The organism is Bacillus sp. BC05(2025) (genome assembly GCF_056725905.1).
On record NZ_JBWYRA010000003.1, the window covers coordinates 173,304 to 192,033 of the forward strand.

Annotated in this window: 29 protein-coding genes and 1 pseudogene; 22 read left to right on the forward strand and 8 right to left on the reverse strand. The window is 34.7% G+C overall.

From position 1 onward, the window contains the following. Window positions 1–9: 9 nt before the first annotated feature. The 8 genes from comGC to ACZ76X_RS11575 all read left to right on the forward strand — a co-directional run bounded on the left by comGC (window position 10) and on the right by ACZ76X_RS11575 (window position 3,545). Window positions 10–309, forward strand: coding sequence for a competence type IV pilus major pilin ComGC (comGC, locus tag ACZ76X_RS11540; RefSeq protein WP_342715734.1), 300 nt, complete (start codon window positions 10–12; stop codon window positions 307–309). Then, on the forward strand, window positions 306–761 hold the full coding sequence (gene comGD / locus ACZ76X_RS11545) for a comG operon protein ComGD (protein WP_342715733.1): 456 nt from the start codon (window positions 306–308) through the stop codon (window positions 759–761). Before comGC ends, comGD begins: the two co-directional genes overlap by 4 nt. Next, window positions 754–1,056, forward strand: a complete 303-nt coding sequence (gene comGE, locus ACZ76X_RS11550) for a competence type IV pilus minor pilin ComGE (protein ID WP_479850523.1) — start codon at window positions 754–756, stop codon at window positions 1,054–1,056. Before comGD ends, comGE begins: the two co-directional genes overlap by 8 nt. Continuing rightward, window positions 1,026–1,496: a competence type IV pilus minor pilin ComGF gene (gene comGF, locus ACZ76X_RS11555; RefSeq protein WP_479850524.1), complete on the forward strand. Its 471-nt coding sequence runs from the start codon at window positions 1,026–1,028 to the stop codon at window positions 1,494–1,496. The genes comGE and comGF overlap by 31 nt, the downstream gene beginning before the upstream one ends. Further along, entirely contained in the window at window positions 1,493–1,864 is a 372-nt protein-coding gene (gene comGG / locus ACZ76X_RS11560) for a competence type IV pilus minor pilin ComGG (protein ID WP_479850525.1), read from the forward strand. Before comGF ends, comGG begins: the two co-directional genes overlap by 4 nt. 175 nt (window positions 1,865–2,039) lie before the next feature. Then, entirely contained in the window at window positions 2,040–2,690 is a 651-nt protein-coding gene (locus ACZ76X_RS11565) for a 2OG-Fe(II) oxygenase (RefSeq protein ID WP_479850526.1), read from the forward strand. A 118-nt stretch (window positions 2,691–2,808) separates the two neighbouring features. Further along, the gene (locus ACZ76X_RS11570) at window positions 2,809–3,306 is read left to right on the forward strand and encodes a shikimate kinase (RefSeq protein ID WP_479850527.1); all 498 of its coding nucleotides are present in this window, start codon (window positions 2,809–2,811) and stop codon (window positions 3,304–3,306) included. Between the two features lie 38 nt (window positions 3,307–3,344). Then, window positions 3,345–3,545, forward strand: a complete 201-nt coding sequence (locus ACZ76X_RS11575; protein ID WP_000106081.1) for a YqzE family protein — start codon at window positions 3,345–3,347, stop codon at window positions 3,543–3,545. 68 nt (window positions 3,546–3,613) lie between these two features. Here ACZ76X_RS11575 and ACZ76X_RS11580 read toward each other — a convergent pair whose 3' ends face one another. Then, window positions 3,614–4,246, reverse strand: coding sequence for a VC0807 family protein (locus ACZ76X_RS11580; protein ID WP_479850528.1), 633 nt, complete (start codon window positions 4,244–4,246; stop codon window positions 3,614–3,616). 141 nt (window positions 4,247–4,387) lie between these two features. Further along, the gene (locus tag ACZ76X_RS11585; protein ID WP_071721462.1) at window positions 4,388–4,504 is read right to left on the reverse strand and encodes a GTP pyrophosphokinase; all 117 of its coding nucleotides are present in this window, start codon (window positions 4,502–4,504) and stop codon (window positions 4,388–4,390) included. Window positions 4,505–4,577: 73 nt separating this feature from the next. On the opposite strand from ACZ76X_RS11585, the gene ACZ76X_RS11590 reads away from it, so the two are divergent. Together ACZ76X_RS11590 and ACZ76X_RS11595 are read left to right on the forward strand one after the other, a co-directional pair. Next, window positions 4,578–4,805, forward strand: a complete 228-nt coding sequence (locus tag ACZ76X_RS11590) for a hypothetical protein (protein WP_000032702.1) — start codon at window positions 4,578–4,580, stop codon at window positions 4,803–4,805. A gap of 97 nt (window positions 4,806–4,902) precedes the next feature. Beyond that, window positions 4,903–5,034 carry a hypothetical protein gene (locus tag ACZ76X_RS11595; protein ID WP_048531130.1) on the forward strand — a complete coding sequence of 44 codons (132 nt, stop codon included), beginning with the start codon at window positions 4,903–4,905 and terminating at the stop codon, window positions 5,032–5,034. A 35-nt stretch (window positions 5,035–5,069) separates the two neighbouring features. Here the strand turns inward: ACZ76X_RS11595 and ACZ76X_RS11600 are convergent, their stop codons facing one another. Together ACZ76X_RS11600 and ACZ76X_RS11605 are read right to left on the reverse strand one after the other, a co-directional pair. Further along, the gene (locus tag ACZ76X_RS11600) at window positions 5,070–5,864 is read right to left on the reverse strand and encodes a YqhG family protein (protein ID WP_479850529.1); all 795 of its coding nucleotides are present in this window, start codon (window positions 5,862–5,864) and stop codon (window positions 5,070–5,072) included. Beyond that, window positions 5,851–7,533: a DEAD/DEAH box helicase gene (locus ACZ76X_RS11605; protein WP_479850530.1), complete on the reverse strand. Its 1,683-nt coding sequence runs from the start codon at window positions 7,531–7,533 to the stop codon at window positions 5,851–5,853. The genes ACZ76X_RS11600 and ACZ76X_RS11605 overlap by 14 nt, the downstream gene beginning before the upstream one ends. A gap of 390 nt (window positions 7,534–7,923) precedes the next feature. Between ACZ76X_RS11605 and gcvT the strand changes: the two genes are divergently transcribed. The 12 genes and pseudogenes from gcvT (at window position 7,924) to ACZ76X_RS11665 (ending at window position 17,049) form a co-directional block, all read left to right on the forward strand. Next, the gene (gcvT, locus tag ACZ76X_RS11610; RefSeq protein WP_098667316.1) at window positions 7,924–9,024 is read left to right on the forward strand and encodes a glycine cleavage system aminomethyltransferase GcvT; all 1,101 of its coding nucleotides are present in this window, start codon (window positions 7,924–7,926) and stop codon (window positions 9,022–9,024) included. Between the two features lie 20 nt (window positions 9,025–9,044). Continuing rightward, the gene (gene gcvPA, locus ACZ76X_RS11615) at window positions 9,045–10,388 is read left to right on the forward strand and encodes an aminomethyl-transferring glycine dehydrogenase subunit 1 (protein WP_048531122.1); all 1,344 of its coding nucleotides are present in this window, start codon (window positions 9,045–9,047) and stop codon (window positions 10,386–10,388) included. Further along, the gene (gene gcvPB / locus ACZ76X_RS11620) at window positions 10,385–11,860 is read left to right on the forward strand and encodes an aminomethyl-transferring glycine dehydrogenase subunit 2 (protein ID WP_000795696.1); all 1,476 of its coding nucleotides are present in this window, start codon (window positions 10,385–10,387) and stop codon (window positions 11,858–11,860) included. Before gcvPA ends, gcvPB begins: the two co-directional genes overlap by 4 nt. 360 nt (window positions 11,861–12,220) lie before the next feature. After that, on the forward strand, window positions 12,221–12,424 hold the full coding sequence (locus ACZ76X_RS11625; RefSeq protein ID WP_000639160.1) for a DUF3929 family protein: 204 nt from the start codon (window positions 12,221–12,223) through the stop codon (window positions 12,422–12,424). Between the two features lie 70 nt (window positions 12,425–12,494). Continuing rightward, window positions 12,495–12,686, forward strand: coding sequence for a hypothetical protein (locus tag ACZ76X_RS11630; RefSeq protein WP_000535935.1), 192 nt, complete (start codon window positions 12,495–12,497; stop codon window positions 12,684–12,686). Between the two features lie 116 nt (window positions 12,687–12,802). Further along, window positions 12,803–13,177, forward strand: a complete 375-nt coding sequence (locus tag ACZ76X_RS11635; protein WP_001021351.1) for a GntR family transcriptional regulator — start codon at window positions 12,803–12,805, stop codon at window positions 13,175–13,177. A 3-nt stretch (window positions 13,178–13,180) separates the two neighbouring features. Next, window positions 13,181–14,053, forward strand: coding sequence for an ABC transporter ATP-binding protein (locus ACZ76X_RS11640; RefSeq protein WP_479850531.1), 873 nt, complete (start codon window positions 13,181–13,183; stop codon window positions 14,051–14,053). Continuing rightward, entirely contained in the window at window positions 14,034–14,702 is a 669-nt protein-coding gene (locus ACZ76X_RS11645) for an ABC-2 transporter permease (protein ID WP_479850532.1), read from the forward strand. Before ACZ76X_RS11640 ends, ACZ76X_RS11645 begins: the two co-directional genes overlap by 20 nt. 14 nt (window positions 14,703–14,716) lie before the next feature. Continuing rightward, on the forward strand, window positions 14,717–15,349 hold the full coding sequence (locus tag ACZ76X_RS11650) for an ABC-2 transporter permease (protein ID WP_479850533.1): 633 nt from the start codon (window positions 14,717–14,719) through the stop codon (window positions 15,347–15,349). A 32-nt stretch (window positions 15,350–15,381) separates the two neighbouring features. Then, window positions 15,382–16,005 (forward strand): ABC-2 transporter permease, encoded by a 624-nt coding sequence (locus tag ACZ76X_RS11655; RefSeq protein ID WP_479850534.1) that lies wholly within the window; start codon window positions 15,382–15,384, stop codon window positions 16,003–16,005. A gap of 16 nt (window positions 16,006–16,021) precedes the next feature. Continuing rightward, window positions 16,022–16,614, forward strand: a pseudogene (locus ACZ76X_RS11660) (ABC-2 transporter permease). A 246-nt stretch (window positions 16,615–16,860) separates the two neighbouring features. Continuing rightward, the gene (locus ACZ76X_RS11665; RefSeq protein WP_479850535.1) at window positions 16,861–17,049 is read left to right on the forward strand and encodes a hypothetical protein; all 189 of its coding nucleotides are present in this window, start codon (window positions 16,861–16,863) and stop codon (window positions 17,047–17,049) included. Between the two features lie 16 nt (window positions 17,050–17,065). On the opposite strand, the gene ACZ76X_RS11670 is transcribed toward ACZ76X_RS11665, so the two are convergent. The 4 genes from ACZ76X_RS11670 to ACZ76X_RS11685 all read right to left on the reverse strand — a co-directional run bounded on the left by ACZ76X_RS11670 (window position 17,066) and on the right by ACZ76X_RS11685 (window position 18,640). Continuing rightward, window positions 17,066–17,323, reverse strand: a complete 258-nt coding sequence (locus tag ACZ76X_RS11670) for a DUF3975 family protein (RefSeq protein WP_479850536.1) — start codon at window positions 17,321–17,323, stop codon at window positions 17,066–17,068. Window positions 17,324–17,338: 15 nt separating this feature from the next. Then, entirely contained in the window at window positions 17,339–17,653 is a 315-nt protein-coding gene (locus ACZ76X_RS11675) for a DMT family transporter (RefSeq protein WP_098667325.1), read from the reverse strand. Window position 17,654: 1 nt separating this feature from the next. Next, complete coding sequence (locus ACZ76X_RS11680; protein WP_479850537.1) at window positions 17,655–17,987, reverse strand: DMT family transporter; 333 nt, start codon at window positions 17,985–17,987, stop codon at window positions 17,655–17,657. A gap of 71 nt (window positions 17,988–18,058) precedes the next feature. Next, a complete protein-coding gene (locus ACZ76X_RS11685) occupies window positions 18,059–18,640 on the reverse strand; it encodes a TetR/AcrR family transcriptional regulator (RefSeq protein ID WP_002181118.1) in 582 nt (193 codons plus the stop codon). Between the last annotated feature and the right edge of the window lie 90 nt (window positions 18,641–18,730).

Consider the following 18,730-nt stretch of genomic DNA (forward strand, 5'->3'; position numbering starts at 1 on the left):
GGTATTTACATGCAGAATGAGGAAGGGTTTACCCTTTTGGAAATGTTATTAGTTATGGTCGTCATCACTGTATTATTACTATTAATTATTCCGAATGTAGTTACACAGCGTTCATCCGTCGAAGGAAAAGGATGTAAAGCCTATGTGAAATCTATAGAAGCGCAAATACAAGTATACCAATTGCAACATAATAAAATTCCCTCTCTAAAAGAGCTAATTGATGGGAAATATATTACGAAGGATGAGTGTCCGAATGGTGAGTCTATTCACATTTCAAATGATGGCACAGTAACAAGTGGGAAACTGTGAAACAAAAAGGTTTTACTCTTTTAGAAATGCTACTCGTTCTATTTGCAATTTCTGTACTAAGTATGGTCACGTATTTTAACGTACGTTCATTATATGAAAAACAAAAAATCGAACAATTTTTAAGACAGTTTTCAAATGATATTTTGTATATGCAACAATTAGCGATAAACCGTCAAAAACACTATACATTACGATGGTATAAAGATAGACATACGTACTATATAGGAGAGCTAAGTACGAATCTGACTATTATTAAAAGAGAATATGATAGCGATATACAAATTGATTTAAATACTTTTCCGAATCCGATGACATATAATCCGAGTGGAAATATTAATAGAGGCGGTACGATTTTACTTTCGTATCGAAGTTATAAATATGAAATTGTATTTCAGCTTGGAAGAGGGAGATTTACGTATCGTGAAATGTCAAAAGGGGTCAGTGATGGCTGAGATGCTTGTAGCATTAAGTATAGTAATGATGGCAATATCTATAATACTCCCGCAATCAGTATTGATTATGCAAGAACGAAAGAACATACAAATTCGTTATAAGGCATTTGTATTATTAAAAAAGGAAGCAGCTTTATATATGTATGAGAATGAGGCAAAACAACAGAAAGAAACAGTCGTGAACGGAAATGTATATTACACATATTGGGGAGGAAATGAAGTTTGTGCTATGTGGAAAGATGTGAAAGGAAGAATGGCGGAACAATGCTTTTATGCAGGAGAAAAAATAAATTAGAAGTTGGATTTACATTACTTGAAATGATCGTATGTTTTTTTCTGTTATCACTGTTCTTTTTACTCTTGCCACGTTTAAACTTTATTGCAATAGAAAACAAACAATCGAAAGGGTTAAATAATTGGGAATGGAATGTGTTTATAGGGCAAGTACAATTAGAATTTCGTGAAGTATCATTTGTAGAGAAAATAGTCCCTGAAAATAAGGGGAATCTTTTGCGCTTCCGCCTTCGAACTGGAGATGAAGTGACGTATGAAAAATTGAATAATCGTCTAATAAGAAAAGTGAATACGCGAGGAAGAGAAGTTATATTACAAAATGTTGAAATGGTTTCGTATGAAATAACACCTCATTTGCTCTTTATAAATGTGGAAGATATGAGCGGGAAAATATATGAAGGTGTAGCTATTAGGTATAGTGAAATGGAAATAAATACATGAGAAAACAAGAAGGGTTTACGTTGCCAGGAACAATTATTTTTCTTGTATTATTAACTTCGTTCTTTGTATACGAAACGAATATGTTGTTTATAGATAAAAATTTTTATATTGAAATAGAGCAAAAGTTTGTATTAGAGGAACTACTAAATCGATCTATTACAAATATAAAACAGGATTTACAGCAAAAAGAACAGGAAGGTATTTTTTTCTTTCCATATGAAAAGGGAGAAGCAAGTGGAAATTATGTCTTTGAAAATGATGTCATTTTTGTTTCGTTACAGTGCAAAATCAAACAAGAAGTTTTCTATAAAGTAAGCTTTCGGTATAGAAAAAAGGACGAGAAAATATTCGATTGGATAGAAGGATAGTATGTAACATATACGGATGAAAAACCATAATTTTCCCTTTGAAAATAGGCTGTTTTTTCAAAGGAAATGGATAAATAAAACAATCAAAAGTTTAAATTTTCTTAAAAAAGAGAAAGGTAGAAAGAATATGATATATTCATGCTATCCAATCATTATTTTTAGGGAGAATAGGGAAATGACAAATAACAATCAAATAGGTGAAAACAAGGAACAAACTATTTTTGATCATAAAGGAAATGCAATTATGACGGAAGATAGGGAAATACACATTATTTCAAAATTCGAGGAACCTCTTATTGTCGTGTTAGGAAATGTATTAAGCGATGAAGAATGTGATGAATTGATCGAATTGTCTAAAAATAAGTTAGCACGTTCTAAAGTTGGTTCATCACGTGATGTAAATGATATTCGAACGAGTAAGGGTGCATTTTTGGACGATAATGAACTTACTGCGAAGATTGAAAAACGAATTTCATCTATCATGAATGTTCCTGTGTCGCATGGAGAAGGATTGCACATTTTAAATTATGAAGTGGATCAACAATATAAAGCGCATTATGATTATTTTGCAGAGCACAGTAGATCAGCTGCTAATAATCGTATTAGTACGCTTGTCATGTATTTAAATGATGTAGAAGAAGGCGGAGAAACGTTCTTTCCGAAATTAAATCTTTCTGTGCACCCTAGAAAGGGAATGGCAGTATACTTTGAGTATTTTTATCAAGACCAATCATTAAATGAGCTGACGTTACATGGAGGGGCACCTGTAACGAAAGGTGAGAAATGGATTGCAACGCAGTGGGTGAGAAGAGGCGCTTATAAGTAAAAGCGTGTATGAAACGTTTTGTTCTTCATTGTATAAGAAGAACAAAACGTTTTTTTATTAAATAATGGAATCATTCGTTATAATAACAAATAATAACGAATGATTGAGAGGAACGAACATGAAATCTATATACATAACCGGTTATATGGGAGCTGGGAAAACAACAATTGGAAAAGCATTAAGTAAAGAACTTCATATGGATGTTGTCGATACAGACCAAAAAATTGAAGAGGAGCTGGAGAAGGCAATTCGTGATATTTTTGCCGAAGAAGGTGAAATGGCTTTTCGCGAATATGAAAGTGAAATGTTACGTTCACTACCGAGTCGTAATGTAATTATTACAACTGGTGGCGGCATCATTGAACGAGAGGAAAACCGAAAGTGGATGAAGGAAAATGGCACCATCGTGTATTTATATTGTGATCCACATGTAATTGCAGAAAGGCTTCGTGAAGATACGACACGTCCGCTATTTCAGAAGAAAGATATAGAGGCATTTGTGGCAAAATTTGAATCGCGCCGAGCTTATTATGAAGAGGCTCATATTCATATTGATACGACGAATAAGTCTGTAAAGGAAATTATGAATGAATTAAAAGAAAAGATTAATGAATAAAAAAGTGGACATACTAATCAAGTAGAGGTGATGATAATATGTCTACTAATGATTATGTTCGCTTTGTGACGCAGCAGTTTGTGTCGTATATGGATGCTCCAAAAGAAGATCGTAAACAAAAGAAAGAACAACGTCGTGCTGAAAAAGAGCCATTTATGAATAAATGGTTTGGTGTTATGCCGCTAAGTGCTGCTTTGTTTTATCGAAATGTAAAAAATAAAAGAAAAAAATCAAGTTAACGATTTCATAATATGTGTAGCATAGTGAAAATCCCCTAGTAGCATCATACTACTAGGGGATTTTTTATTTACTGCACAGATTCCTTTTCTTCTGTAACGGCATGTATTTTATTGTTCACCCATACGAATCCTATTCCGATACAAATGGAAATGCCCCATCCAACAGCGGTCATAATCGCTCTCATTTCACCATAGCCATCTACACCGAAAACAGAGATGAAATAAATTTTTAAGAAGCTTTTTAATATGAATTGTAGACCGAAAAATAGCGTTAAATATTGTAGTGCTGGATAAATACGACTATCACGATACAGTTCACGACTTTTATCACGGTCATGGCCTTGCAGTGCGGCAATATCTGCTGCGAAATATAACATAAGTGGTTTCTTTATAAAAATTGTACATATAACAATAATACCGAGTACGATGTGATAATACGCATCGTTCCACAGCATTCGCTCAGCGGATCCAGATAATAGATCTACCATTGTATTAGAAATGAGTGTAATTAAAATAAAGAACCCTGTCACGTTAAACTGTTTTTCTTTTTTAAAGGTATACAGTGTATAAATAATTCCCGGAACAGAGGAAAGTAACATCGCGTAATAAGGATCGATATAAGGTTTTGCAAATTTCCAAATGAGGAATGGGATTACGAGATAAAAGACAAGATCTAATATAGCTTTTTTATTTTGATTCATACAAATCCTCCTTAAGTCATACATATATTTTATAATATAATTTCTGAAAATTGTATAAGGTTTAATAGGAAAAGGAAAAATATATCACTTTTTGAGGGATTAGTAGATTGAAAAAAATTGCCCCTAGCGTAGTAAGTTTTTTTAGTATATAATAAAGGAAACGCTTTCATTTTTATTTTGTTCACAAAATGGACGGAAAATCACATATTTACTATCGATATGTTGCTTTATAATGAAACTAATTAAATATACATGCATACAATATTGTGAAATAAATAACATAAATAATTTATATAAATGTAAACGTTATCAAAAGAGAGAGGTGGAGACAATGAGTAAATTTTTCTTCAATCATAATCCAGCAACAGTAGAGGATGGAAGGCTTGTTAAATATGCTGAAATTATTTATGGAGAAGGTGGCCGTTCTGTATTAGAAAATTTAATGGTGAAGGCATCTATCAGATTGCGTGATCGTTATCCGAATAAATCTGACGAGCAGATCTCGAACCTAGTAAATAAAGGCATCCATGATATGTTTCAAAAATACGTGAGCGAGTAAGAGTAGCCAATGGCTGCTCTTATTTTTTTGTATAAGGATTGTATCTCTAGCTGAAAATAAGGGTGTACTTTGAAAGACATAAGAAGGAGTGGAAAAGATGAGTAATGGAATTGGCCGTTCAAAAGAAAACCTTCCTACTGATGCAAATCATGTGAGTGCAAAAGATCGCGCGTATCAAAAACGCATGGCAAAGCAAAAACAACAAGAGCGTAATGGCGATAAAGGATAACTCAAAAAAGCTCCTTCTAAAACAGAAGGGGCTTTTTAAGATAGAAAATGATTTGCGGTAACATAAAAGAGTCCACCATTAATAATTTGTACTGTAATGCGTGGTTCATATTGTTCTTGCAAAGCTTGTTTTTCAATTTCATAACTTTCGGGAAGTTCATCGCTTTCTTCATAAAAGCGATTTAAAAGATCTAAATCGTGATTCCAGCGCACTCTTGCTTCTTTCGCCCACGTATGGTCATCTTCTGCAATAATATTTTTTAAAGCATCCTCTATACGTTGTAAACCACTTTGCGGTTTAATAATAGGCGAGAGCGTAAAACAAAAGTCAGGTATTTTCGGTGTAAGTTTAATTTTAGTTAATGTTTCATGAAAGTTTGCAATCATTGTGCCAGAAATAAGATGAATGCCAATCGAGTGAAGAATATCTTTTTTTCGATCACATTGATAGGAAACTTTTATATTTACACCGAGCCACGGATGGAGCGGTGTATGCGTTGCTCTGCTATGCCGTACTTCTTCATATAAACGTATGTAAGAACCTAATTCTTTTGTCGTTTGAAAAATTTGATGAAGGCGTGGGGAACCGTAGTGAATAAGCTCGCCATCGTTTTCTTCATTTTCTGGATTTGTAATAAGAGTAAGGCGCATCGGATTCGGTACGCCTCCTGTTTTCTCAAGATAGTGCCAATAAAAAGGGCGATTCATTAATAATTTATCCATCTCAATTGTTAACTGTACATCTAGTAAATGAGGAGAACGTTCTAAAATTTCACAGTTATTCGCCTCAAAAAAATTGTATAAGTAATTATGAATTTCATGTTGCTGCATAGCCTTGCACCTCAGCTTCATTTCGTTTCGCAAAGTCGATAATAGATGTTAAGTTTTCCATCTTAATTCGGATTTCTCCTTCGCTTTTTGATTGCGCAAATATTTCTTGAATGTGCGCGTCGATGTTTTTCATATTAATTCTCGTTAAAATTTCATCAAGCTCACCGATAACACGCTCGAATAAATTGATTTTTTCATATAACAGTTTCAAAATATGTTCTTCAACAGTGTGCTTTGTAGCTAAGTTATAAATATGAACATCATTTTTTTGACCAAGACGGTGAATGCGTCCGATCCTTTGCTCAAGACGCATTGGATTCCATGGCAAATCATAATTGATCATATGGCTACAAAATTGTAAGTTAATCCCTTCACCACCAGCTTCCGTTGCAATTAATACTTGTGCGTGGTTTTGGAAAAGCTCCTTCATCCAATCTTTCTTCCCGCGTTTAAATCCGCCGCGGAATGGAACGGAAGAAATACCGTGTTGTTGTAAAAACCATTGTAAGTACATTTGTGACGCTCGATATTCTGTGAAGATGACGACTTTATCGTCAATTTCTTTAATAAGCTCAAGAGCTTTTTTCGCTTTTGAGTTGAAAGGAATTTGATTAATTTTGTCCATTAGCACATCAATATGTGGGTCTTTTATGTAATTCTCATTTTCCTTCTGTCGTTTTTCTACATGTTTTTTTAATGAATAGTAAACAGCCTCGCGACTACTACACGCTTCCCGTTTTAAAGTTAATGATGAGAAAGCAGATGTGAAGGCGTCTTGTCCTCGCCAATTTTCGATATCATTATATAGAGCTTGTTCTTGTTCATTAAACTCAACAAAAATTGTACGTACATGTCTCTTTGGCCAATCAATTCCGGTATTATGCCGTCGATTTCGGACCATCACTTTATTAATAAGAGCTTTTAAATCTTCATCAGATTCGGCAGAACGATTTTTTGAAGCGTAATATTCTTCAAAGTTGGATTGATTGCCTAAATGTCCCGGCTTTAATAAAGAAACAAGGTTGAAAATTTCATCAATCTTATTTTGAACAGGAGTAGCGGTTAATAATAAACAAAATTTCTTTTTTAATCGCTGTGCAAATTCATAGTTTTTTGTTTTATTATTTTTAAGTTTATGTGCTTCATCAATAATAATAAAGTCATATTCTAAATTCAAAACGATATCGCGATGCGGTGAACGTTTTGCAGTATCAATTGATGATACAATCACATCAGCTTGTTCCCATGAGTAGCTTTTCTTCTGGGCTACAGCAGGAATGAAGAACTTTGTGTTTAGTTCGTATGCCCATTGTGAAACGAGGGAGGCAGGGACGAGTATAAGTACTTTTTTCACAAGGCCGCGGACCATATATTCTTTTAAAATAAGCCCAGCTTCAATCGTTTTCCCAAGTCCTACTTCATCTGCTAGTATCGCTTTACCATTCATTTGTTCAATAACATTTTGAGCGACTTCTAATTGATGAGGAAGTGGTGTGAAATGGGATAAATGCTTCGGTGCTTGTAATCCATCGAAAGTAGGAACAAGTAACGATTTTTCTGTTTCATAAGCTAAATGATATAAATCCCAGTTTGTCCAAGGGCCATCTTCGTCAATTCTATTTAAAAAATTGTTTTGCCACGTTCGATCTATGGAAATATCGACATTCATTACGACTCTCCCACCTTTTATAAACTAAAGTAATTATTAAAAAATCCGTATTTATAAGCCTTGTAATAAGGCTCTATTACACTTGTTGAAAGGTAAAGAATAAACAAAGATAAAGAGCTAAATCTAAAAAACTGTATGTAATAAGATTAAGCATAAAAAATTCTAAATTATTTTTTATGCTAGAATATTGATGAAATATAGCGAATAATGTTAGGATAATGGTGTGAAATGTGTGGAATCTTTCGTATTTTATCCAAGAAAGTGATTTTTTATTTACGCTTTCATAAAAAAATATAATGAGATTCCGTATATCCTATCTTTTCAGAGTGAAAATGTTTAGATAAGGGAAACAACTTTTATTGATTTGTCAGAGCATAAGGGGGAGAGAGCATGATTACATTACAACGTACACCGTTATTTGATGTATACGCGAAGTATGGTGGAAAAACAATCGACTTCGGTGGTTGGGAGTTACCAGTTCAATTTTCAAGCATTAAAGAAGAACATGAAGCTGTACGTACAGCGGCAGGTTTGTTCGATGTGTCTCATATGGGAGAAGTTGAGGTAAAAGGTGTAGATAGTTTAGCATTTTTACAACGTGTTGTTACAAATGACGTATCTACCTTAAAGGTAGGGGGCGCACAATATACAGCTATGTGCTACGAAAATGGTGGTACAGTAGATGATTTATTAATCTACAAACGTGGTGAAGAAGACTATTTATTAGTTATCAACGCATCAAATATCGAGAAAGATTACGAATGGTTAGCTAGCCATGTAATTGGCGATGCGACAGTAGTCAATGTTTCTAGTGAAGTTGCACAGCTTGCAATTCAAGGACCAAAAGCAGAAGGCATTTTACAAAAAGTTGTGTCAGAAGATTTGAAAGAAATTAAGTTCTTTAAATTTAAAAACGATATTCTTGTAGATGGAATTCCAGCACTTGTATCTCGTACAGGTTACACAGGTGAAGATGGATTTGAAATTTATTGTAAGAGTGAAGATGCTGCAAAACTTTGGGAGAAACTTCTTGAAGTTGGAGAAGCAGAAGGCTTAAAACCATGTGGTTTAGGTGCTCGTGATACACTTCGCTTTGAAGCAACATTACCACTTTACGGTCAAGAATTATCAAAAGATATTACACCGATTGAAGCTGGAATTGGCTTTGCGGTAAAACCAAATAAAGAAGCAGACTTCTTTGGAAAAGCGACTTTAAAAGAGCAAAAAGAAAACGGTGCGCCTCGTAAGTTAGTCGGCATCGAAGTAATTGAACGTGGAATTCCTCGTACGCATTACCCTGTATTTATTGGAGAAGAAAAAATCGGGGAAGTAACGAGTGGTACACAATCTCCAACGTTAAAGAAAAGCATTGGTTTAGCACTAATTGATGTAAAATACGCAGCAGTTGATACAGAAGTAGAAATTGAAATTCGTAATAAACGCGTCAAAGCAGTAGTTGTTCCAACACCATTTTATAAACGTTCAAAGTAACGGGGAGAGGGGTAGATTTCATGTTGCATCGTTATCTTCCAATGACAGAAGAAGACAAAAAAGAAATGTTACAAACGATCGGCGTTCAAACGATTGATGAGTTGTTCTCTGATATTCCAGAGAGTGTTCGTTTTAAAGGGGATTTAAAAATTAAAGAAGCAAAATCAGAGCCAGAGCTGTTAAAAGAGTTAACTCAAATGGCTAGTAAAAATGCTAACTTAAAAGAGTACGCTTCTTTCTTAGGAGCAGGCGTATACGATCATTACGCTCCAGTAATCGTAGATCATGTTATCTCTCGCTCAGAATTTTATACAGCTTACACGCCATACCAACCGGAAATTTCACAAGGGGAATTACAAGCAATTTTTGAATTCCAAACAATGATTTGTGAATTAACAGGAATGGATGTAGCAAACTCTTCTATGTACGACGGAGGTACAGCTTTAGCTGAAGCGGCAATGCTAGCAGCTGGCCATACTCGTAAAAAGAAAATTCTTGTATCTAGTGCAGTTCATCCAGAATCAAGAGCTGTACTTGAAACATATGCAAAAGGTCAACATCTTGAAGTTGTTGAAATTAATCATAAAGATGGTGTAACAGATTTAGACGTATTACAAAGTGAAGTAGATGATACAGTTGCTTGTGTAATCGTTCAATATCCAAACTTCTTCGGACAAGTTGAAAAATTAGCTGATATTGAAAAAATCGTTCATCAACAAAAATCATTATTTATCGTTTCTTCAAATCCGTTATCATTAGGCGCATTAACACCACCAGGAAAATTTGGTGCTGATATTGTCATCGGTGATGCACAACCATTTGGTATCCCAACGCAGTTTGGTGGACCACACTGTGGTTACTTTGCAACGACGAAAGCATTTATGCGTAAAATTCCAGGACGTCTTGTCGGACAAACTGTAGATTCAGATGGTAAACGTGGATTTGTATTAACGTTACAAGCACGTGAACAGCATATTCGCCGTGACAAAGCGACATCTAACATTTGTTCAAACCAAGCGTTAAATGCATTAGCAGCATCAGTTGCAATGACGGCACTTGGTAAACAAGGTGTGAAAGAAATGGCACGTCAAAACATTTCTAAAGCACAATATGCAAAACGTCAATTTGAAGCGAAAGGCTTCACAGTTACATTTGCTGGACCATTCTTCAATGAGTTCGTTGTAGATTGCAAGCGCCCAGTGAAAGAAGTAAACGATGCATTATTACAAAAGAATATTATCGGCGGTTACGACCTAGGCCGTGATTATAAAGAGCATGAGAACCATATGCTTGTAGCAGTAACAGAGCTTCGTACAAAAGAGGAAATTGACACACTTGTAAACGAAATGGGGGCTATCCAATGAAGAACCAAGACCAAGCACTTATCTTTGAAGTGAGTAAAGAAGGACGCATAGGATATAGCCTACCAAAATTAGATGTAGAAGAAGTGAAACTAGAAGATGTATTTGAGAGCGATTATATTCGAGTAGAAGATGCAGAGCTACCAGAAGTATCTGAACTTGATATTATGCGCCACTATACAGCACTTTCAAACCGTAACCACGGTGTAGATTCTGGATTCTATCCACTTGGATCTTGTACGATGAAATATAATCCGAAAATTAATGAAAGTGTAGCTCGTTTCGCAGGATTTGCAAATATTCATCCGTTGCAAGATGAAAAGACAGTACAAGGTGCAATGGAATTAATGTACGACTTACAAGAGCATTTAATTGAAATTACAGGTATGGATACTGTTACATTACAACCAGCTGCTGGTGCACACGGAGAATGGACAGGCTTAATGTTAATTCGTGCATACCATGAAGCAAATGGTGACTTTAACCGTACGAAAGTAATTGTTCCTGACTCTGCTCACGGAACAAATCCAGCATCTGCAACTGTAGCTGGTTTTGAAACAATTACAGTAAAATCAAATGAACATGGTCTTGTTGACCTAGAAGATTTAAAACGTGTTGTAAACGAAGAAACAGCAGCACTTATGTTAACAAACCCTAATACATTAGGTCTATTCGAAGAAAATATTTTAGAAATGGCAGAAATCGTCCATAACGCAGGCGGTAAATTATACTATGATGGTGCAAACTTAAATGCGGTATTAAGCCAAGCGCGCCCAGGAGATATGGGATTTGACGTTGTGCATTTAAACCTTCATAAAACATTTACAGGTCCTCACGGCGGCGGTGGCCCAGGTTCTGGTCCAGTAGGTGTGAAAGCTGATTTAATTCCGTACTTACCAAAACCAATTTTAGAAAAAACGGAAGATGGCTATCGCTTTAACTATGACCGTCCAGAAGCAATTGGGCGCGTAAAACCATTCTACGGTAACTTCGGAATTAACGTTCGTGCATACACATACATTCGTTCTATGGGTCCAGATGGACTACGTGCAGTAACGGAGTATGCGGTATTAAATGCGAACTATATGATGAGAAGATTAGCACCATTCTATGATCTTCCGTTCGATAGACATTGTAAGCATGAGTTTGTATTATCAGGTCGTCGTCAAAAGAAACTTGGTGTACGTACATTAGATATTGCAAAACGCCTGCTTGATTTCGGTTACCATCCACCAACAATTTACTTCCCATTAAATGTGGAAGAATGTATTATGATTGAGCCGACAGAAACAGAATCAAAAGAAACATTAGACGGTTTCATTGATAAGATGATTCAGATCGCTAAAGAAGTAGAAGAAAATCCAGAAGTTGTACAAGAAGCACCTCATACAACAGTCATTAAACGTTTAGACGAAACGATGGCTGCACGTAAACCAGTTTTACGTTATGAAAAGCCAGCTCCTGTACAAGTTTGATTAGAATAACAAAGGAAGAGCTCGCTATATGCGAGTTCTTTTTTTGTATGGAGAATTTGTTCCGCAATTTGTGGTCTGATAATCAGTAGAGATGAAAAAAACACCCACTGATTAAAGTTTCACTTTATGCAGAAGTGGTGAAGAAAATGTTAAAAATTTATATTTTTTGTTTCATAATGGTGTAAAGAAGCAGTTTTATAGGTGATTTTGTTGAAAAAGTCAGTTTGATAAAAGTATTTATTTTTGTTAGAATTTTATTGAAATTAAGAAGATGTAATGAGATAGGAATGACTCATTTTTATGTATATGTGAAAAAACGAGCAAGTTGGAGGTGAAAATGTGGGATATCGGTGTTATAGAATGATATACCATTTAGAAAACGGAAAAACGATTAAAGATGTAAAAGAATTTTGTTATCGAGACCAAGGAAAAGTGCTAGAAAGAGTAGCGCATCGTGTAATGGATAATAGAGAAGTAACGGCAATTGATAAGCAAGGAACGATCATTTCAATAGCATGTGAGGACATTGTAAAGGTGGAACTTGATTACATAACAGAAAGTTAACCTTGAGTCATATCGAATTATTCGATAAAATATACTGTTGAATGGTGAAGTGAGAAGAGAGGAGTTTATCATGGGTAGTACAAGACACTTTTATATGTTTATCTTAGCGTTTGTTCTAGTTGTGGCATTAACGATTTATTTAATTGTTGATAGCACTTGGTACAACACAGTTCATCCGGCGTTCCTTCTGTTTATGTATGTAGGAATTGCGGTAGTGAGTTTCGGAATGAGAGATGAGATGTTAGATCGCTTTGAAAAGTGATACATATACGAAAGACCAACAGGAAAATGTTGGTCTTTTTTTCTTGCCAAAAATAGGATGGTGTGTATATACTGTATATATAAGATATATACAGTATATACACACTGGAGGAAAACATGAATATTATTATTTCGAATTCTTCCCAAGACCCTATTTATGTACAAATAAGAAAACAATTAAGCCAGCTTATTTTAAATGGTGGTTTAAAGGGTGGAGACCAATTACCGTCTATTCGTAGCTTAGCGAAAGAATTACAAATTAGTGTAATTACTACGAAGCGTGCGTACGAGGAGCTTGAAAAAGAAGGATATATAGAAACTGTTGCTGGGAAGGGGACTTATGTTTCACGTAAAAATAATGAACTACTAAAGGAACAAAGGCTTCGTCTATTGGAAAGTAAAGCGGAAGAGATTGTAAATGAAAGTAAAGCGTTGCAGCTTTCACTTGAAGATTTACAGCAGATGATTGCGTGTTTATATGAGGGGGAATAAAGGGTGTTAGAGCTAAAAAACGTTTGTAAAAGTTATCAAGATTTTGCAGTGAAAAATATAAGTTTTACATTACCACGCGGATATATTATGGGATTTGTCGGGCCGAATGGGGCAGGGAAAAGTACGACGATCAAAATGATTATGAACTTAATTCGAAAAGATAGCGGTGATATAAAAATTTTTGGCAAGGACAATAAGAAGGCTGAAAAGGAGATAAAACAAAATATTGGTTTTGTATATGATGAAAATCATTACTACGAAGATTTAACGTGTGAACAAATGAAACGTATTATTGCACCGTTATATAAAAAGTGGGACGAAGAGCAGTATCAATCGTATATGCATAGACTACAAGTTCCGAAGTATAAAAAAATTAAAGAATTATCAAAAGGGATGAAAATGAAATTTGCGATTGCCATCGCGCTTTCGCATCACGCAGAGTTTATCATTATGGATGAACCGACAGCAGGATTAGATCCAGTTGTTCGAAGTGAATTACTTGATATGCTGCAAGAAATTGTAATGGAAGATGAAGTATCTGTATTATTCTCAACTCATATTACAACAGACTTAGAGCGTATCGCAGATTATATTACGTTCATTAACGATGGAGAAATTATATTTACTGGTGAGAAAGATGAACTAATGGAGAACTACGTAATCGTTAAAGGAAGTAATGAATTATTAGACCGAGAAGGAAAAGAGCTATTTGTTGGATTGAGAAAAAATAAATTTGGTTTTGAAGGTTTAGCGAAGGATAAACAAGCAATCATAGATTGGTTTGGGAATGAGGTTGTACTAGAAAAGCCTACATTAGATGATATTATCGTTTACACTGCGAAAGGGAGAGGTGCCTATGCGTCAGCTCATTTATAAAGATTTGTTCTTTTTTCGGGTGATGTGGTTAGTGTATTTAATTATGCCGTTTGTATTATTTATGTTAGACCCAAGTGTTGAATTGTTATTTTCGATGAGTTGTCTATTTATAACCCTTTCTTCCGTTATGACGTTAACCTTTATGGATGAAAGGAATAAAAGTGACATTATTATAAATAGTTTGCCGGTAAGTCGAAAGGATATCATAATTGCTAGATATATTTCCTGTGCAATATTTATTGTTGGTGGCATGCTCTCTACGATGTTAGTTGTTTTTCTTATAAGGGGCATTGCGGTTATTGGTGATATCGGTGTATATCATCCTAATTTATACATTGAAATTCCGTGGTATGAAGTAATAAATGGAGCTGTTTACGCCATATTTTTTGTTGTAACATTCTTTCCTAGTTATTATGGTACAAAATCGAAGGTAGTAAGAAGTATAGTATCAGCAGCCTCAATAGGAGTGGGAGGGATACTTTGGATATTTATTAGTGATGGGCTAAATGAAACAGCGCTTTCATTCATTGAATGGATTATGAATCCTATGCATGTTGCTGTATTTATAGTTGGATTTATTACATTTGTTAGTATTTATATCGTTTCTATGTTCCTTACAATTAAAATTTATGAAACACGTGATTTATAGAGAGGAGAATTCATATGCAACAGTTGATTTTGAAGGAGTTTTTCTTACAGAAGAAGATGTTTCCTTTCTATTTTTTAATACCCATTTTATCTATTTTTAAGAATTCCGTCGACCCGATGGGGATTGCAATAGGATTATTTATAACATGTAGTACAATTATTTATATTTCTTTTTATCATGAGGAGAAAAGTAAAACAGAAAAAGTATTAGTGAGTTTGCCTATAACGAGAAAAGAGATAGTTATAGCTAAATATATTACAAGCTCATTATTTATTATAGCTGGTTTGAGTATAACTTTTATAGTCATAATATTAGGAAATATTTTATTAGACAGAGATATAGTTATTCCTGGATATGCAGTGTTTTCAGCAATAGTAGCAACTTTAGCTTATTGTGTAGTAACGATACCTGCTAATTACATTGGAGGATATAAAGCTATTACTGTCTTGAATGTGATTATGCTTTTTCCTTTAATCGGTATGATTGGTCTTATGTGCAATATTTTTGGTGATAAAACAATTATGTTAAAAGTACTTCACTCTCAAGAGGCTACACAAGCAATGGGTGTTCTTGGTATCGGAGTATTAGTGAGTATATTCGTATCAATGATCCTCTCAATGAAAATGTTTCAGAAGGCAGAGTTATAGAAGGGACATTTTCATATTAGGAGGTGTAATACATGATCAAGCAACTCGTCTTAAAAGATATGATGTTGCAAAGAAAATTAGGGTTTGTTTATCTTATATGTTTGATTTTCCTTGCTATTGTTGATTTTCGTAGTGATAGCTTCCTTATGACGATTAGCGTATCTATACCTTTTCTTGGCACGGTACTGTCAATGAGTTATGAGGGGAAAAATAAAAGTGAAATGATAGTAAATAGTTTACCGTTTGACCGTAAAGATATTGTCATAGGGAAGTACATATTTGTAAGTATTTTAGTTGCTCTAGGTGGATGTTTCTCACTAGTGGTTGGTTTAATACAGTTACAAAATGAACAGATGACTGGATTTATGCTGTGGGGAGAAATGCTCGGAGGTATAACAGGTGGGTTTGTTTGTAGCATAATTGTACTCCCAATTGAATTTTCAGTAGGATATAGTAGTGTAAAACAAATCGCTCCCTTTATCGGAATTGCATTTGGTTATTTAAGTGGACTGATTGTAAGTAAAGTATGGTTAGATGTAGAAAATGTTTGGAGCATGAGTCTAGTCGTAAATAGTTGCTTTATAGCAGGATTGCTTCTTTTATATGTTATGTCTATGTTACTCTCAATTAACTTGTATAATGAGCGTGATTTATGAGGGGAGGATAATAGTTTTGAAACAACTAATTTTAAAAGATTTCATCATTCAATGGAAATTTTTAATTTGGTATATACTGTATCCTGTTTTCTTTTATATGGCCTTAACAGATACGGAAAATTTATTCATCATTATGTCAGTAATTATTACAATTGGGGCAACAGTAAAAACATTTGAAGCAGATAGTAAAAATGAGAGTGAAGTTATAGTAAATAGTTTGCCAATATTGAGAAAACAAATTGTGTATGCGAAATATATAGTAGCAATTATTATTCTTTTTATAAGTGTAACAGTCGGTTGTTTCACGATGGGAATGAAGAGCGGGGTTAACTTATTTGAATTTATTGAAACGACAATGGTTGCTAGTATTAGCTTTATTTTAGTGTATTTAAGCTTGTATTACCAATATCCTTTTGGCTAGGGTATAAGAAAACTATTTTTATTACGATAGTAATATTCATGGCACCGATAGTTGTTTTAGAAGTTTTGTTTCAAATCAACTTGGAACAAATTCAACTATATAACAGCGTGTTATTTATTAGTTCGATATGCATATTCATAATATCTATCTTTGTTTCAGTGAAATTGTATGAGAAGAGAGAATTTTAAAAGGCGCCTTATATAAGGCACCTTCTTCAATAACGACAATAGGAAAGTAAAAGTTTATAAACAGAGAGACTATTCGGTACAACATCTTTTGGAGTATGTAATATAAAGCTGAAAACGATAACGAGGATAAGAAAGAGGAAAAATAAAAATAGGATCTGCTTATGTATAGAATTTTGCATATTATCCACTCCTTTTTTAGGTAGTATGTCCAACAGAAAGGAATGTATGAAAAATGTTAGGGGGAGAATGATGAACAAAAGAAAATGGTTATATGGAATAGGGATATTTCTATTTTCAATCGGTCTCATATTAGCAAATTTTTACTCAGATATACCATCACCATTTCCTAATTTACATAAAGGAATTGGTATAAGTATTGTCATAGTTGGTCTTCTTTGTCTTATCACATCAAACTTCTACAGAAAGTCTGAATGAATATAAAAAAGGACAGTTATTCTTTTTCAGAGTAACTGTCCTTTTTAAATAACTTATTCCATAGCTTGGCGATACCCCATATAATGACGATTGCAATGGAGGTAATGATGGACCAAACGATTGATATCATTTCAAGTGTCATGTTAGGAAGGAATGTGAGAATGGATACTATTTTATGAAACAACCATTCTATTATATGAAAACTGATTTGCAGTAGAATGACAGTCCCAAGCGTAATCCATGCTAACAGTTGCTTCCCTTTTTCTTTCCACATGACATTCACCTCACGTTAGCTTAATAGTTTTAAGCCAACAGCGCCGCATAGAATGCAGCTTAAGAAGGCAAGACGACGCCAATCCGCTGATTCACGGAAAATAAAAATACCTAGAAGTGCACTTCCGGCAGTTCCGATTCCAGTCCAAATCGCATAAGCAGTTCCCATCGGTAATGTATTCATCGCAAGTGATAAGAAGAAGAAGCTTACGCCGAAGTTAGCGATTAAAATAACTTTTGGTGCCCAGCCTTTCTTTTCAGTGGCTACTTTCATAAAGAGTACACCAATAATTTCACAAATACCAGCTAGAATTAAAAATACCCAAGCCATTTTATGCGGCCTCCTTCGTTTCTTTTTCTTCTGTTACTCGTTTTAAACCAATTACGCCGAAGAAGATTAAGCCAATTAATAAAACTTTTACAATAGAGAAAGGTTCTCCGAAGATGAAAATTTCTGTAAGAACGATCCCACCAGCTCCAATTCCTGTAAAGACGGCGTATACAGTGCCGACAGGTAAATCTTTATAAGCTCTAAATAATAAAACGAAACTAATTGTAATTAATAATGCAACGCCAGCCCATTCAAGTGGTACCTCCGCGTGTTTTAGTCCAATAACCCAAAAGATTTCAATAATACCAGCTAAGATTACATAAATCCATGCCATATGTCATTTCTCCTTCCTACCAGTCGTTAGGTAAAGGGCTTAAAAACGACGCATTGCAAAGGAGCAATCCGTCAGTTTGAAAGGCCTCGCCAAAATACTTGCCAAGAGGCGTTTAAACGAGTCTCAAAGCGATTTAAACCTGCGAATAGTAGTTCAACCATAAGTCCGTCTAGTAAGCATAGGAAAGCTTCCAGAGCGTCTTTCACTTCAATGTTATGCAGTTCACTTTGCTCGTTTGCCTGCTTAAATATAGGGAATAAAAGTTTTCCGACGTTTTCAATGTGCGCATTCGCTTTTTCAATAATTTGTTCGCGAAATGCATCAGGCGGAAAATAGGAAGTTCGTAACCAAAACATTGATTCTTCACTTTCACCAAATCGTTTTGCATAGCCCTTTAGTAACTGTAAGAGCAATTCTTCAGTAGACGAATTTGAAAATTTTTCGATATCGTCAGTGAAGCTCTGTAAATCTTTTTGAAGAGCGGATTCTAAGCATATAAAATATAGCTCTTCTTTTCCTTTAAAGTGTGCGTAAATCGATGGCTTTTTAATCCCAACTTCTTGAGCAATATTTGCTAATGAAGTTCCTTCGTAGCCGTAGCGCGCGAAATGAGAAAGTGCTACAGCTTTAATGCGGTTTGCTGTCATTTTCATCCCCTACCTACCGTTCGTTAGGTTCATTATATGAGATGGAAAATATAAAGTCAATAGGTAAAGAACTGAAAAAGAGCGTTATAGGTAACG

What these genes read in the sequence shown, in the direction of transcription:
- comGC (WP_342715734.1), top strand. Translation starts at nt 10, where the DNA reads ATGCAGAATGAGGAAGGGTTTACCCTTTTGGAAATGTTATTAGTTATG.
- comGE (WP_479850523.1), top strand. Translation starts at nt 754, where the DNA reads ATGGCTGAGATGCTTGTAGCATTAAGTATAGTAATGATGGCAATATCT.
- comGF (WP_479850524.1), top strand. Translation starts at nt 1,026, where the DNA reads ATGCTTTTATGCAGGAGAAAAAATAAATTAGAAGTTGGATTTACATTA.
- comGG (WP_479850525.1), top strand. Translation starts at nt 1,493, where the DNA reads ATGAGAAAACAAGAAGGGTTTACGTTGCCAGGAACAATTATTTTTCTT.
- ACZ76X_RS11565 (WP_479850526.1), top strand. Translation starts at nt 2,040, where the DNA reads ATGACAAATAACAATCAAATAGGTGAAAACAAGGAACAAACTATTTTT.
- ACZ76X_RS11570 (WP_479850527.1), top strand. Translation starts at nt 2,809, where the DNA reads ATGAAATCTATATACATAACCGGTTATATGGGAGCTGGGAAAACAACA.
- ACZ76X_RS11575 (WP_000106081.1), top strand. Translation starts at nt 3,345, where the DNA reads ATGTCTACTAATGATTATGTTCGCTTTGTGACGCAGCAGTTTGTGTCG.
- ACZ76X_RS11580 (WP_479850528.1), bottom strand. Translation starts at nt 4,246, where the DNA reads ATGAATCAAAATAAAAAAGCTATATTAGATCTTGTCTTTTATCTCGTA.
- ACZ76X_RS11585 (WP_071721462.1), bottom strand. Translation starts at nt 4,504, where the DNA reads ATGCATGTATATTTAATTAGTTTCATTATAAAGCAACATATCGATAGT.
- ACZ76X_RS11590 (WP_000032702.1), top strand. Translation starts at nt 4,578, where the DNA reads ATGAGTAAATTTTTCTTCAATCATAATCCAGCAACAGTAGAGGATGGA.
- ACZ76X_RS11595 (WP_048531130.1), top strand. Translation starts at nt 4,903, where the DNA reads ATGAGTAATGGAATTGGCCGTTCAAAAGAAAACCTTCCTACTGATGCA.
- ACZ76X_RS11600 (WP_479850529.1), bottom strand. Translation starts at nt 5,864, where the DNA reads ATGCAGCAACATGAAATTCATAATTACTTATACAATTTTTTTGAGGCG.
- ACZ76X_RS11605 (WP_479850530.1), bottom strand. Translation starts at nt 7,533, where the DNA reads ATGAATGTCGATATTTCCATAGATCGAACGTGGCAAAACAATTTTTTA.
- gcvT (WP_098667316.1), top strand. Translation starts at nt 7,924, where the DNA reads ATGATTACATTACAACGTACACCGTTATTTGATGTATACGCGAAGTAT.
- gcvPA (WP_048531122.1), top strand. Translation starts at nt 9,045, where the DNA reads ATGTTGCATCGTTATCTTCCAATGACAGAAGAAGACAAAAAAGAAATG.
- gcvPB (WP_000795696.1), top strand. Translation starts at nt 10,385, where the DNA reads ATGAAGAACCAAGACCAAGCACTTATCTTTGAAGTGAGTAAAGAAGGA.
- ACZ76X_RS11625 (WP_000639160.1), top strand. Translation starts at nt 12,221, where the DNA reads ATGATATACCATTTAGAAAACGGAAAAACGATTAAAGATGTAAAAGAA.
- ACZ76X_RS11630 (WP_000535935.1), top strand. Translation starts at nt 12,495, where the DNA reads ATGGGTAGTACAAGACACTTTTATATGTTTATCTTAGCGTTTGTTCTA.
- ACZ76X_RS11635 (WP_001021351.1), top strand. Translation starts at nt 12,803, where the DNA reads ATGAATATTATTATTTCGAATTCTTCCCAAGACCCTATTTATGTACAA.
- ACZ76X_RS11645 (WP_479850532.1), top strand. Translation starts at nt 14,034, where the DNA reads ATGCGTCAGCTCATTTATAAAGATTTGTTCTTTTTTCGGGTGATGTGG.
- ACZ76X_RS11650 (WP_479850533.1), top strand. Translation starts at nt 14,717, where the DNA reads ATGCAACAGTTGATTTTGAAGGAGTTTTTCTTACAGAAGAAGATGTTT.
- ACZ76X_RS11655 (WP_479850534.1), top strand. Translation starts at nt 15,382, where the DNA reads ATGATCAAGCAACTCGTCTTAAAAGATATGATGTTGCAAAGAAAATTA.
- ACZ76X_RS11665 (WP_479850535.1), top strand. Translation starts at nt 16,861, where the DNA reads ATGATGAACAAAAGAAAATGGTTATATGGAATAGGGATATTTCTATTT.
- ACZ76X_RS11670 (WP_479850536.1), bottom strand. Translation starts at nt 17,323, where the DNA reads ATGTGGAAAGAAAAAGGGAAGCAACTGTTAGCATGGATTACGCTTGGG.
- ACZ76X_RS11675 (WP_098667325.1), bottom strand. Translation starts at nt 17,653, where the DNA reads ATGGCTTGGGTATTTTTAATTCTAGCTGGTATTTGTGAAATTATTGGT.
- ACZ76X_RS11680 (WP_479850537.1), bottom strand. Translation starts at nt 17,987, where the DNA reads ATGGCATGGATTTATGTAATCTTAGCTGGTATTATTGAAATCTTTTGG.
- ACZ76X_RS11685 (WP_002181118.1), bottom strand. Translation starts at nt 18,640, where the DNA reads ATGAAAATGACAGCAAACCGCATTAAAGCTGTAGCACTTTCTCATTTC.